General features: G+C 68.4%; 16 protein-coding genes. 3 read left to right on the top strand and 13 right to left on the bottom strand.

Annotated elements, in window-relative coordinates:
• Window positions 1-11: 11 nt before the first annotated feature.
• The 11 genes from ACJ7Z0_RS19180 to nac form a co-directional block, all read right to left on the bottom strand.
• Window positions 12-746, bottom strand: a complete 735-nt coding sequence (locus ACJ7Z0_RS19180; protein ID WP_055801160.1) for an amino acid ABC transporter ATP-binding protein — start codon at window positions 744-746, stop codon at window positions 12-14.
• An 81-nt stretch (window positions 747-827) separates the two neighbouring features.
• On the bottom strand, window positions 828-1,586 hold the full coding sequence (locus ACJ7Z0_RS19175; RefSeq protein ID WP_434791103.1) for an amino acid ABC transporter permease: 759 nt from the start codon (window positions 1,584-1,586) through the stop codon (window positions 828-830).
• A 3-nt stretch (window positions 1,587-1,589) separates the two neighbouring features.
• Entirely contained in the window at window positions 1,590-2,291 is a 702-nt protein-coding gene (locus ACJ7Z0_RS19170; protein WP_319443232.1) for an amino acid ABC transporter permease, read from the bottom strand.
• 38 nt (window positions 2,292-2,329) lie between these two features.
• On the bottom strand, window positions 2,330-3,082 hold the full coding sequence (locus ACJ7Z0_RS19165; RefSeq protein ID WP_434791102.1) for an SDR family oxidoreductase: 753 nt from the start codon (window positions 3,080-3,082) through the stop codon (window positions 2,330-2,332).
• A gap of 179 nt (window positions 3,083-3,261) precedes the next feature.
• Window positions 3,262-4,029: a LamB/YcsF family protein gene (locus tag ACJ7Z0_RS19160; protein WP_434791101.1), complete on the bottom strand. Its 768-nt coding sequence runs from the start codon at window positions 4,027-4,029 to the stop codon at window positions 3,262-3,264.
• 16 nt (window positions 4,030-4,045) lie between these two features.
• Window positions 4,046-4,459, bottom strand: a complete 414-nt coding sequence (locus ACJ7Z0_RS19155; RefSeq protein ID WP_434791100.1) for an acetyl-CoA carboxylase biotin carboxyl carrier protein — start codon at window positions 4,457-4,459, stop codon at window positions 4,046-4,048.
• A gap of 1 nt (window position 4,460) precedes the next feature.
• Entirely contained in the window at window positions 4,461-5,450 is a 990-nt protein-coding gene (locus tag ACJ7Z0_RS19150) for a 5-oxoprolinase subunit C family protein (RefSeq protein WP_434791099.1), read from the bottom strand.
• Window positions 5,447-6,115, bottom strand: coding sequence for a 5-oxoprolinase subunit PxpB (gene pxpB, locus ACJ7Z0_RS19145; protein ID WP_434791098.1), 669 nt, complete (start codon window positions 6,113-6,115; stop codon window positions 5,447-5,449). The genes ACJ7Z0_RS19150 and pxpB overlap by 4 nt, the downstream gene beginning before the upstream one ends.
• Window positions 6,112-7,464 (bottom strand): acetyl-CoA carboxylase biotin carboxylase subunit, encoded by a 1,353-nt coding sequence (accC, locus tag ACJ7Z0_RS19140; RefSeq protein ID WP_434791097.1) that lies wholly within the window; start codon window positions 7,462-7,464, stop codon window positions 6,112-6,114. Before accC ends, pxpB begins: the two co-directional genes overlap by 4 nt.
• A 13-nt stretch (window positions 7,465-7,477) precedes the next feature.
• Complete coding sequence (locus ACJ7Z0_RS19135) at window positions 7,478-7,912, bottom strand: acetyl-CoA carboxylase biotin carboxyl carrier protein (protein WP_434791096.1); 435 nt, start codon at window positions 7,910-7,912, stop codon at window positions 7,478-7,480.
• 147 nt (window positions 7,913-8,059) lie between these two features.
• Entirely contained in the window at window positions 8,060-8,998 is a 939-nt protein-coding gene (gene nac / locus ACJ7Z0_RS19130; protein WP_055802116.1) for a nitrogen assimilation transcriptional regulator NAC, read from the bottom strand.
• Between the two features lie 163 nt (window positions 8,999-9,161).
• Here nac and ACJ7Z0_RS19125 point away from each other — a divergent pair, with 163 nt between their 5' ends.
• Together ACJ7Z0_RS19125 and ACJ7Z0_RS19120 are read left to right on the top strand one after the other, a co-directional pair.
• On the top strand, window positions 9,162-10,370 hold the full coding sequence (locus ACJ7Z0_RS19125) for an aspartate transaminase (RefSeq protein WP_434791095.1): 1,209 nt from the start codon (window positions 9,162-9,164) through the stop codon (window positions 10,368-10,370).
• Window positions 10,371-10,400: 30 nt separating this feature from the next.
• Window positions 10,401-11,072 (top strand): RraA family protein, encoded by a 672-nt coding sequence (locus ACJ7Z0_RS19120; RefSeq protein WP_434791094.1) that lies wholly within the window; start codon window positions 10,401-10,403, stop codon window positions 11,070-11,072.
• A 64-nt stretch (window positions 11,073-11,136) separates the two neighbouring features.
• On the opposite strand, the gene ACJ7Z0_RS19115 is transcribed toward ACJ7Z0_RS19120, so the two are convergent.
• Window positions 11,137-11,616 (bottom strand): ferritin-like domain-containing protein, encoded by a 480-nt coding sequence (locus tag ACJ7Z0_RS19115; RefSeq protein WP_434791093.1) that lies wholly within the window; start codon window positions 11,614-11,616, stop codon window positions 11,137-11,139.
• Between the two features lie 318 nt (window positions 11,617-11,934).
• Between ACJ7Z0_RS19115 and ACJ7Z0_RS19110 the strand changes: the two genes are divergently transcribed.
• Complete coding sequence (locus ACJ7Z0_RS19110; protein ID WP_431125230.1) at window positions 11,935-12,162, top strand: hypothetical protein; 228 nt, start codon at window positions 11,935-11,937, stop codon at window positions 12,160-12,162.
• A gap of 13 nt (window positions 12,163-12,175) precedes the next feature.
• On the opposite strand, the gene ACJ7Z0_RS19105 is transcribed toward ACJ7Z0_RS19110, so the two are convergent.
• A complete protein-coding gene (locus ACJ7Z0_RS19105; protein ID WP_434791092.1) occupies window positions 12,176-12,628 on the bottom strand; it encodes a DEAD/DEAH box helicase family protein in 453 nt (150 codons plus the stop codon).
• Window positions 12,629-12,646 lie beyond the last annotated feature (18 nt).

Below are 12,646 nucleotides of genomic sequence, written 5' to 3'. Positions count from 1 at the left end.
ACGACGATCAATCAGTGCGCGCGCAAGTCCGACAGGAAGCGCTGCGCGCGCGGATGCTGCGGGCTGGTGAAAAAGGTCTCGGGGTCGGCCTTCTCGAGAATGCGGCCCGCGTCCATGAACCAGACGCGGTCGGCCACTTCGCGGGCGAAGTTCATCTCGTGCGTGACGCACATCATGGTCATGCCGTCGTTGGCAAGGCTGCGCATCACCGACAGCACCTCGCCCACCATCTCGGGGTCGAGCGCGCTGGTGGGTTCGTCGAACAACATGGCGGGCGGCTCCATGGCCAGCGCGCGGGCAATCGCCACGCGTTGCTGCTGCCCACCCGAAAGCTGCGCCGGGTAGGCGCCGGCCTTGTTCGACAGGCCCACGCGCTCGAGCAGCTGCGCCGCCCTTGCCTTCGCCTCGGCCCGCTTAACGCCGAGCACGCGCACGGGCGACAGCATGATGTTCTCCAGCACCGAGAGATGCGGAAACAGGTTGAAGCTCTGGAACACGAAGCCGATGCGGCTGCGCAGCTTGTTGAGCGCCGCGCTGCTCATGGGCGCGTGGATGTCGTGGCCGTCGAACAGCAGCTGCCCCGACTTCACTTCTTCCAGCCGGTTGACGGTGCGGATCAGGGTGGACTTGCCGGAGCCCGAAGGCCCGCAGACCACCACCACCTCGCCCTTCTTCACCTCGGCGTTGACGTCGGCGAGCGCCTGGTAGTCGCCATACCACTTGTTGATGTTGGAGAACAGGATCATGGTGTCATCCCCTGCGGGATGTGGAACGGGTTTCATGGATCTGTCTCCTTGTTTTCCTGTCGATGGCCGTCGGGCGCGGCCTTACGGATTCACCACCACCGGTGGCGGCAGCGACACACCGTCTTCGGATGTCTTCGCAGTGGCTGCGCCGAGCCGCTTGTGGGCCACGCGCCGCTCCAGCCACAGCGCCAGCTGGGTCAGGCTGAAGCAGACGACGTAGTACGTCATCGCCAGGATGAAGAACACCTGGAACGGCTTGGTCAGCAGCTGGTTGTTGATCTGGTTGGCCGCGAAGGTCAGCTCCTGCACGTTGATCACGTAGCCCAGCGTGGTCTCCTTGATGGTGGAGATGAACTGGCTCAGCATGCTCGGCAGCATGTTATAGAGCGCCTGCGGCAGGATCACGAACCACATGGTGCCCAGGTGGCTGTGGCCGAGCGCGCGTGCCGCTTCGGTCTGTCCCTTGGGCAGGGCCTGGATGCCGGCGCGCACCACCTCCGACAGGTAGGCGCCCTCGTAGATCACCAGCGTGCACAGCATGGTGGTGAAGCCCGACACATCCCGACCGATCAGGATCGGCACCAGGAAGTAGACCCACAGGATCACCATCAGGAGCGGCACGCCGCGCACCACGTAGACCAGCACCGTGGCCGGCCAGCGCAGCAGGCGCCAGGGCGACAGCCGCGCGAGCGCCAGCAGCACCGAGAGCGGAAACGCCAGCACGATGCCCAGCACCGACAGGATCAGCGTGGCGACGATGCCGCCGAGCGGGCCGCTCGGATACTGGCCGATGAGCAGCAGTAGCCAGTTGTCGCGAAGGATTTCAAAGACGCTGAACATGGCCTACCTCGCTCCCACGATGCGGTAGCGCCGCGACAGCCAGCCGCCCACCGCCATGATGAGCAGCGAGCACACTAGGTACAGCACCGTTGCCATGCTGTAGGCCTCGAAGGTGCGAAAGCTCTGGCTTTCGATTTCCTTCACCGCATGGGTCAGCTCGGCCACGCCGATGGCCATGGCCAGGCTGCTGTTCTTGAACAGCGACACGCTGTGGTTCACCAGTGCTGGCACCGCGTTGCGGATGGCCTGCGGCAGCATCACGTGGCGCATCGAGCCGATGTAGCCATGGCCCAGCGCGCGCGCGGCCTCGGCCTGGCCGGCCGGGATGGAGCGCAGGCCCGAGCGCATGTCTTCGCTGAAATAGGCGGCCTGGCAGAGTCCGAGCGCGACGATCGAGAGAATCGTTTCCGCGTTGTGCGCCGAGAGCCAGCCCTGCAGCGCATCGGGCAGCAGGCTGAAGATGCCGAAGTACCAGAGCATGAGCTGCACCAGCGTCGGCACGTTGCGGTGATAGGAGACATAGCCGGCCACCACGCGTTCGGCCAGCCGGCTCGGCGTGAGGCGCACGACCAGCAACACGACCGCCATGGCCATGGCCAGCAGCCAGGAACCGGCCGCGATCTTCAGCGTCTCCTGCAGCCCGTGCCAGAGCATCGCACCGAACTCCGGTTTCAGCAGGATCGCCAGCAGGTCGAAGTCCTTCATGCGCGGTTCCTTTGCCTGGCTTGTGGACGTGGTGCCACTCAGGCCTGCGGCGCTTCCGGCCGCGTGGTCGAGAGCCCGCCGGGCACCTGCAGCGTGGGCGTGATTTCCATGTGGCCCACGTTGACCGCAATGGGCGCCGCAATCGCAAAGGCGATGGCGTTCGCGATGTCCTCGGCCTGCGGCAGCTCGTAGCCTTCGACGAAGCGCTTGTAGGTTTCTTCGGAGTCGCCGTGCACGTGCGCGAAGATGTCGGTGGCCACGCGCCCCGGACAGATCTCGGTCACCCGCACCCGCTTGCCGAAGACGTCGATGCGCAGCTGGCGCGACAGCATGCTCACGGCCGCCTTGGTCGCGTGGTAGGTGCTGTTGCCGCCGAAGTTGTAGGCCGCTGCAATGGAGCTGATGTTGACCACGTGGCCGCGGTCGCGTGCGGCCATGCCGGGCACCACGAGGCGGCACAGGTGCAGCACGGCGCGCAGGTTCACGTCGACCAGCAGGTCGATGCCCTCGGCGTCGGCCTTGAGGATCGAGCCGGGGCGGTCCACGCCGGCGTTGTTGACCAGCACGTCGAACTCCACCTCCTGCGTGAGGCGGGTGATGCCGGCGAGGTCGCTCACGTCGATGGCGTGTGCAATGCAGCCGGTGCGCGCGGCCAGGTCGGCCAGCTTGTCGGCGCTGCGCGCCAGCGCATGGACCTGGAGGCCTTCCTTGCAGAGGCGTTCGACGACGGCGGCGCCGATGCCCGAGGAGGCCCCCGTCACCAGCGCGGTCTTGTAGTCAGAGAACGGCATCTTTGTTTCTTTCGTTGGAACTGGAGATCGCTGCTTTGCGTTGAATTCACTGTATCGACCGCTTCTTCGCGGCGCCAAGACGGATTGGCTGTGGAGCGATAAGCCGCCCTTATGTTGCCCCGTGTTCGTGCGTACGACCTAGGGTAAGCACCATGTCCGGGCTCCGGAGCTTTCTGTGGCTATTGGTCCGACTGCTTCGAGATGGGCACCACGCGCCCCGCCTGCTCGACCACGCCGCGCACGGCCCGGGCCAGGTCCACCGCCCCGGGCGTGTCGCCGTGCAGCAGGATCGAATGCGCGCGCATCGGGATCTTCCGGCCGCTGTAGCTGGTGACGGTGCCCTCCTCCAGCAGCTGGCGCACGCGCGCCAGCACCGCGCTCCGGTCGTGGATCACCGAATCGGGCAGCTTGCGCGGCACCAGGAGGCCGTCGTCGTCGCAGGCGCGGTCGGCCAGGAAGGTGGTGCGCACGCGCAGGCCGCAGCGCGCGGCGGCATCCTCGATGGCGCGGCTGGCGGAAGAGCTGACGATGAGCGTCGGATCGAAATCCGCCACCGCGCGCACCAGCGGTTCGGCAAACGCCGCATCGGCCGCGGCCATGTTGCCGAGCGCGCCGTGAAAGCTCATGTGCGTCATGCGGTGGCCGGCGGTGCGCGCCATGCCGTCCAGCGCGCTCAGCTGGTAGAGAACGTAGGCGACGAGTTCCTTCGGCTCGATCTGCATCGGCCGGCGGCCGAACCCGAGCAGGTCCGGAAAGCCCACGTGCGCCCCCACGTCGACGCCCCGCGCGCGCGCCATGCGCACGGTGCGGTCCATGATGACCGGATCGCCCGCATGAAAGCCGCAGGCCACGTTGGCGGAAGAAACGATGTCCAGCAGCGCTTCGTCCTCGCCCATGCGCCAGGGGCCGAAGCCCTCGCCGAGATCTGCATTCAGGTCGATGTCCATGGGGTGTCCTTGCTCGTCAGAGGGGATGCAAATGCAGTTCGACCAGCGGCGTGCCGTAGCCGACAGGGAGGCCATGGCCAACGCACATGGCGGCAATCTCGCCGGCCTCGGCCGTGACCACCGGCAGAAAGAGCGGCCCGATCTGCAGCAGGCCGACGGTCTGCCCGGCCGGCACGTGCTCGCCGATGCGAGCCAGCGGTGCGCCGGCCAGCGGGTGGCCGTGCAGGAACACCCCCACCGAGGGCGCCCGGACCACGGCTGGCTCGACGGCAGCGGCCTCTCGCGCATCGGATGCCGGCAGAACCACGATGTCGTCGCCCTGCCGCCCCAGCCGCAAGCTTCCGTGCGGCGTGCGCAATTCGAACAGGCCGATGTCCGTGTCGGCCAGCCACGCGGCGAACTGGCTGGCTTGCAGCACGACGTCTTGCATGTCAGCGCCTTGCCGCGGGTGCGCCGCGGTGCAGTTCCACCATGCGCGCCACCTTGTCGAGCCAGGCGCGCACTTCGTCGAGGGCGGCCACGGCCTCGTCCCAGCCGGTTTCGATGAAGCGCACGCGGCTGCCGATCGGCGCCTGGCCGAGGCGCCACATGTCGGCCTCGATCACCGTGCCGAACTTGGGGTAGCCGCCCGAGGGCTGGGCGTCTCGCATCTGGATGATCGGCTGCCCGCTGTGCGGCACCTGGATCACGCCCGGCACGATGCCGTGCGAGCGCAGTTCCATCGGCGCGATGGGGCGCAGCGCCTCGCCCTCCAGGCGGTAGCCGTAGCGGTCGCTCTGCGAGGTGATCTTCCATTCGCCGGCCCAGAAGGCGGCACGCGACGCGGGTTCGAAGCCCATGTATTCGGCCGCTGGCAAGACGCGCACCGCCGCCACGCCGCCCTGCTGCAGCGGCAGTGCGAGCGCGGGCGGCACCAGGCCGAAGCCGGTCTTGCACGCGGCGCCCGCGCCTGCCGCGCGCAGCACGTCGCCCCGGCGCAGCGCGCGCCCTTCGTGGCCACCGAAGGCGCCGCGCAGCTGCGTGCTGCGCGAGCCCAGTACTTCGGGCACGTCGACCCCGCCGGCCAGGCACAGCATGGCGCGGCTGCCGCGCTGCGCGCCGCCTTGCGGCAGGCCCAGCGTCAGCACCTGCCCGGCCCGCGCCTGGTGGACCCACCAGGGCAAGAGCGGCTGGTCGTCCAGCCGGGCCGCGCAATCGGCGCCGGTCAACGCAAAGGCGCAGTCCTCGCCGAAGCGCACCTTGAAGGGAAACACCGGCACTTCGATGGCGGCCGCGTCGAGCGCATTGCCCAGCAGCAGGTTGCCGGCCGCGAGCGCCAGGTTGTCCATGGCGCCCGAGGTGCCGACGCCCCAGCGCAGGCTGCCGGTGCGCCCCAGGTCCTGCACGGTGGCGAGCGCCGCCGATGAAAGCACTTCGATCATCGGACGATGCCCTCCACGCGAAAACGGATCATGTCGCCCGGCTGCAGCGCCGCCGGCGGGTCCTGCGCGGGATCGAAGAAGGACATCGAGGTGCTGCCGATGGTGTTCCAGCCGCTGGGCCCGGCCGAGGCCGACACGCCGGTCTGCGCGCCGCCGATCGACACCGCGCCGCCCGGAATGCTCAGCACCGGCACCTTGCGGCGCGGCGTGGCGATGCGCGCGTCCATGCCGCCCAGGTAGCAGTAGCCCGGATGGCTGCCGAGCGCGTACACCGGATAGAGCGGCGCGCTGTGCAGCTCGACGATCCGCTCGATGCTGAGGCCCGTGTGCGCCACCACGTCGGCCATGTGCGGACCGCCCGCGCCGCCGTAGACCACGGGCAACTCGACCACCCGGCCCTCCCGCGGCAGCGCGATGGCCGCATCCCACGCATCGCGCAGGCGTGCCTCCAGGGCTTCGAGCGCGCCGAGGCCGCGCGGCGGGCGCAGGAAGGTCAGCATCAGGTTGTTCATGCCCGGCACGGCTTCGCGAATCTCAGGCCAGGCCTGTGCCTCGTGCGCCAGCGCCCAGATGCGCTGCTGCGAGTCGAGGTTCATCTCGCCGGGCGCCTCGAAGAGCAGCGCGGTCGTGCCCAGCAGGCTGAGGGATGGGCGCTGCGCGATCACGCCGCATTCCTTTGCTGCAGCCAGCGTTCGAGGTGATGGATGTCCACGCCGCCGACGGCAAAGCCCTCGTCGCGCAGCAGTTCGCGGTGCAGCGGCACGTTGGTGGCGATGCCGTCGATGCGCATCTCGGCGAGCGCCAAGCGCATGCGGTCGAGCGCATCAGTGCGCGTGGCGCCGTGCACGATCAGCTTGGCGATCATCGAGTCGTAGTAAGGCGGCACGCGGTAGCCGGCGTTGGCATGCGAATCGACACGCACGCCGAAGCCGCCCGGCACCTGCCAGCCGGTGATGCGGCCGGGCGCGGGTGCAAAGGTCTCGGGGTTCTCGGCGTTGATGCGGCACTCGATCGCGTGGCCCTGGCATCGCACCTCGTGCTGCGCCAGCGCAAGGCGCTCGCCGCGCGCCATGCGCAACTGCTGCTGCACGATGTCTACCCCGGCGGTCATCTCGGTCACCGGGTGCTCGACCTGCAGGCGGGTGTTCATCTCGATGAAATAGAAGGCGCCCTTCTCGTAGAGGAACTCGAAGGTGCCCACGCCGCAATAGCCGATCTGCCGGCAGGCGGCGGCGCAGCGCTCGCCCACCTCGGCCATCAGCGCGTCGTCGATGCCGGGCGCCGGCGCCTCCTCGATCACCTTCTGGTGGCGGCGCTGCAGCGAGCAGTCGCGGCTGCCCAGCCACACGGCATTGCCGTGGCTGTCGGCCAGCACCTGGATCTCGACGTGGCGCGGGTGCAGCAGGAACTTCTCGATGTAGACCTCGGGGTTGCCGAAGGCCTGGCGCGCTTCCTCGCGCGTCAATGCCATCGCGTTCAGCAGCGCCGCCTCGTCGTGCACCACGCGCATGCCGCGCCCGCCGCCGCCGCCCGCCGCCTTGACGATCACCGGGTAGCCGATCTCGCGGGCGATGGCCTGCACGGCGGCCGGGTCTTCAGGCAGACCTTCGTCGGGCCCCGGCACGCAGGGCACGCCAGCCTTGCGCATCGCGCGCTTGGCCGAGACCTTGTCGCCCATGGTGCGGATGCAGGCGGCGCTGGGGCCGATGAAGACCAGGCCGGCCTCTTCCACGCGCGCAGCAAAACCCGCGTTCTCCGACAGGAAGCCGTAGCCCGGGTGGATGGCCTGCGCCCCGCTGACTTCAGCAGCGAAGAGGATGGCGGACTGGTTCAGGTAGCTCTGCCCCGGCGCGGAGGGCCCGATGCACAGCGCCTGGTCGGCCTGCGCGACGTAGCTGGCTTCGCCGTCGGCTTCGGAATGCGCGACCACGGTCCTGAGGCCCAGGCCGCGGCAGGCGCGCAGGATGCGCAAGGCGATCTCGCCGCGGTTGGCAATGAGGACGGTATCGAACATCGCGCGCCCTTCCTCAACCGAAGCGGAACAGGGGCTGCCCCGCATCCACTTCCTGGCCCGACCGCACCAGCACGGCCTGCACGGTGGCGGCAGCGTCGGCGCGGACTTCGTTGAACATCTTCATGGCCTCGATCACGCAGAGCAGCTGCCCGGCCTCGACGGCCTGACCCGGCTGCACGAAGGGCGGCTCCCCGGGGGCGGGCTGCAGGTGCGCCACGCCGTAGAGCGGCGCGAGGCATTCGGCCGGGGCGGCCTCCGGCAGCGCCGGTTCCGCGGACACCGCGGCGCGCGCCTGGCGCGCAGCGGCCGGGCGCCGCGCGGTGGGCGCGGCCCTCAGGGCCGACTGCTTCACCAGCCGCAGCGTGCTGCCGTCTTCGCTGTACTCCAGCTCCGCAAGATCCGATGCGGCGAGTGCGTCGATGAGCGTCTTGATCTGTTCCTGCTTCATGCCGGGCCTGCCTGTGGCGACAGAACATCCTTGGTGGCCGACGCATTCCGCGAACGCGTGACGGCAGGCATGAAAGGTAACGGGCCGCGGGCGCAAAGCCCAAGACGGAATGGCTGTGCCGGGATAAGGCCGGCTTATGACGGCACGTTACGACAGCGCGGCGAGACCGGGTTCGGGCGTGGCCGCAAAGGTGCCTGCGAGGTCGACCACCAGCTCGAGCAGGATGCTCTTCACCGCCTGCGCCGGCTCCGAGAGCGGCAGGTGGTCCGACTGGCACAGCGCCAGCGGCGCCTCGATGACCGGGTCGACGATCTGGAATTGCCAGGCACCGCAGGACGCCACCACTTCGCGCGCCATCGATGCCGGCAGGATGGTGGCGCCCAGCCCGTCGGCAATGGCCGCCGTCAGGGTGAAGGCCGATTCGATCTCGGCCACCACGCGCGGCACCATGCCCGCACGCACGAAAGCCGCATCGACCAGCTTGCGCACCACGTTGTAGGGGCGCGGCAGGAAGAGCTCGATGTCGCGCAGGTCGGCCAGCTTCACCGGCTGCGCCGGCGCCGGCATCGCGGCCGGCCCGACCAGGAACAGCGGCTCCTTGAGCAGCGGCTGGAAGCTGAGGCCATGGATGGCCTTGTCGCCGTAGAGCACGGCCAGGTCCATGCGGCCGTTCATGATGAGCTCGCTCAGCGTGGTGCCGTAGTTCTCGTTCAGGTAGAGCAGGATGCCGGGGTGGCGGGCGCGCACGGTGCGCAGCAGCGGCAGCGAGAGCGCCGAGGCCGCCGTGCCGGGCGCAAGACCGACCGACACCTGGCCCGACAGCCCTTCGCCGGCCGCTTCCATGTCGACGCGCGCCTGCTCGCACTGGCGCAGGATGATCTGTGCATGCCGGTACAGCACCTTGCCGGCCTCGGTGGGCGTGACGCCGCGCTTGGTGCGCACGAGCAGCTGCTGGCGCACCTCGCCCTCGAGCGTGGCCAGTTGCTGGCTCAGCGCGGGCTGGGCGATGAAAAGAACCTCGGCCGCCTGCGTCAGGCTGCCGATGTCCACGATCTTCACGAAATATTTGAGGCGTCGCAGGTTCACGCCTTGTCCCCCAAGCAAAAGCCGAGCCTAGCACCGCCCCCGCATGGCCGGTATAGGCGCTCACCATAAGCTGCGCCTATACGACCAGTGAAAAGTCGTCTTGGCCTCGCCTGTTCGATCTGCGTACCGTTCGGTCCATGCAATCCCAGACACAGGAAGTCACGTGACCACGTCCCGCATTGCCGCCCGCGTGCGGCGCATCAAGCCCTCGCCCAGCACATCGGCCGCCGACCGCGCCAACGAGCTGCGCCGCCAGGGCAAGTCGATCGTGAACCTCGTGGTGGGCGAGCCCGACTTCGACACGCCGCCCCACATCCGGCAGGCCGCGGCCGCCGCCATCGAGAAAGGCGCGACGCGCTACACGCTGATGGCCGGCACGGTGGAGCTGCGGCAGGCCATCGCCGCCAAGCTGGAACGCGAGAACGGCCTGCGCTATGCACTGAACGAGATCATCGCCACCAGCGGCGCCAAGAGCGCGATCTACAACGCCTTCGCGATCACGCTGGAGCCGGGCAACGAGGTGATCATTCCCGCGCCCTACTGGGTGTCGTACCCCGACATGGTGCTGGCCTGCGAAGGCACGCCGGTCACCGTGGCCTGCCCCGAAGCCAACGGCTTCAAGCTGGCGCCCGCGCAGCTGGAGGCCGCGATCACGCCGCGCACGCGCTGGCTGCTGATCAACTCGCCCAGCAACCCGACCGGTGCCAGCTACACGGCCGACGAATACCGCGCGCTGGCCGAGGTGCTGCAGCGCCATCCGCACGTGATGGTGATGACCGACGACATCTACGAGCACATCCGCTTCGACGGCCAGGCCACGCCGCATCTGCTCGCGGTGGCGCCCGCGCTGCGCGAGCGCACGCTGGTGGTCAACGGCGTCTCCAAGACCTATGCGATGACGGGCTGGCGCATCGGCTATGCGGCCGGGCCGGCGGATCTGGTCCAGGCGCTGGACACGCTGCTGTCGCAGTCCACCGGCAACTGCTGCTCGGTGAGCCAGGCGGCCGCCGCGGCCGCCATGAATGGCGACCAGGGTTTTGTGGCCGAGAGCGTGGCGGTCTACAAGCAGCGCCGCGACCGCACGCTCGCGCTCATCAACGACATCCCCGGCCTGCGCTGCACCCCGCCACCCGGCGCCTTCTACCTCTACGTCCACTGCGGCGGCCTGATCGGCAAGACCACGCCCCAGGGCAAGCGCCTGGAACAAGACGGCGACGTGGTGATGTACCTGCTGGAGAGCGAGGGCGTGGCCGTGGTCGCGGGCACCGCCTACGGGCTGTCGCCCTACTTTCGTCTTTCCATCGCCACCGCCATCGAGACGCTGGAAGAAGGCTGCGCGCGCATCGCGCGGGCCGTGGCCGCCCTGCGCTGAAGCGTGCCTGAATTACCGAGGACAACACCCATGCCCTACAAAGCCATCCGCAAGAACCCGTCGGCCCCGCAAGTGGCACCGGAGATCATCGCCGCGCTGCACGACATCCCGGTCGCCGCGCTGAGCGACAACATGCACCGCAACATCGGCAGCGTCGGCCTTGAGCCCTACCACCGCCCGGGACACAAGACCATGGCGGGCACGGCAGTCACCGTGAAGACGCGCGGCGGCGACAACTTCACGATGATGCGGGCTTTCGAGTTCTGCCGCCCCGGCGACGTGCTCGTGATCGATGCGGGCGGCGACGTGACCAATGCGGTGATCGGCGGCATCCTGTCGTTCTATGCCGCAACCATCGGCACCGTGGGCGTGGTGCTCGACGGCGCCATCCGCGACGTGGCCGAGATCCGCGGTCGCGACTTTCCGGTGTACGCGCGCGGCGTCAACCACCGCGGCCCGTACAAGGACGGCCCGGGCGAGATCAACGTGCCCGTCTCGGTGGGCGGCATGGTGGTGAACCCCGGCGACATCGTGGTGGGCGACCAGGACGGCCTGATGGCCTTCGCGCGCGACGAAGCCGAGTTGCTCATCGAGAAGGCCCATGCGCACCTGGCCACGGAGGCCCGCACGATCCAGGCCATGAAGGAAGGCCGGTGGGACCGCTCCTTCCTCGATGCGCTCGAGGCCCGCTGCGCCAACTGAGGCGCAACAGGGCGCGCATCCCGGACGGTCGCGAGTTGGTGCGGAGCCGTCCCTCTTCGTCAAATCACGACTTCTTCGTCTGATCGCGCAACTGCTTGATCTGGTCGTGGTTGCGCTTGGCACCATCGGCCTGCTGCTGGATCAGGGCGCGCACGTCGGCCGGCAGATCGGCCTTCAGCGCCTTGCGGTAGCGCGCCACCGCAGCGTCTTCGCCGCGCTCGCACTCTTCGAGCATCGAGTGCGCGCTGTTGGCGCCCACCGCGCCCTTCACGTGCACCCAGCCGCGGTGCATGGCGCCGGTCACCGTGCCGCCTTCGTCGGGCGAACCGCCGAAACGCCGGATGAGCTGGACCAGTTCTCCCGCAGCCTTGGCGCAATCGGCCGAGCGGCCCTGGAAGACCTGCTTGAGCTGCGGCGAGTCGACCTCCTCGGCGCAAACGCGGAAGCCGTATTCACCGTCGCGCGAGGTTTCGAGCAGGTCGTTCAGCACCTTGACCACGTCTTCGGTGGTGGCGGTGTCGGCAGTGTTCGTGAAATTGGCCATGTCATGACTCCTTCATTCATGGGCCTCGTTGAAATCGAGGCGGGTTGAAAAATCGCCAGCAAAAGGGGGTGCCGGGAGGCAGCCGCAATGCGCTGGTTCCAAATGAAATGGTGGTCGAGCGAACAGGGGCCGGTGTCGGTTTCGCCCGACGTCCGCTGTAAGCGTTCTTCGGGCACAGCCAGGGTCGGCTCGTTCCTGCACTGCGAGCGAATCGCTCGCAGGCATGCAACCGGCGCGGGAATGCTGTCCCTGCCTACAGCGGCGCACCGGCATGCGGAAGAAAAGGGTTTGCAGCGTTCTTTCTTTTCGAGGATTCCTATGACTTCCACCACGCAGATTGACGGCCGTATCGTGGGCACTGTCGAGTTCCGTGCGGGCGACGGTCCGAACCTGAAGATCCCCGAGGGGAACTGCCAGATCCTCATGGCCGACGACAGCGTCGTGGTCACCTGGCAGGAAGGCGGCCAGTCGCTGACCGCGGCCATTCCCAAGATCGAATTCGATCGCTACATCCAGGAGGGCGCCGTCGTGCTGGGCCGGGGCTGACAGCGCAGCCCGCTCACTCCTCGCGCATGCTGCTGGCCCGCGCGTCGAGTGCCTGCGTGTAGGACGCGGCTTCCTCCGGCGACATGGAGCCTTCCAGTTCGGCCAGTTCAAGCCGCTCGAAGTCGTAGGAAATCCATTCGAACAAGTGGGACTTCGGCATGGTGCCGAGGCTGTCGCTGTCGCTCCACGATTGCAGGCGCATGGGTGCGCTTTCCAGCAACATGCGCAGATAGAGCGCTCGCCTGACCTTGACTCTTGCAATCTGGCGCGGATCGTCGATCAGGAGCCGCAACTCCGCGAGCACCCGCTCCCAGTGCAGCACCCGGCGGTGCGCCTCGTCCATCAGGATGTCGTAGGGCGAAAGCAGATCCGGCCCCTGCTGCCTGGCGCGAAGGAATTCCCGCGCGATGCGTGCATAGGCAAGCTGCTGGAGACTCTGAAGCGCGCAATCAAGAGGGCCGTGCATGGTGCGACACACCGGACT

The sequence above is a fragment of the Variovorax palleresanus genome (assembly GCF_051144945.1).
GTDB classification, from domain to species: Bacteria; Pseudomonadota; Gammaproteobacteria; order Burkholderiales; family Burkholderiaceae_C; genus Variovorax; species Variovorax paradoxus_S.
The sequence above is the reverse complement of the archived record's forward strand: the minus strand, read 5'-3'. Positions and strand labels throughout refer to the sequence as shown.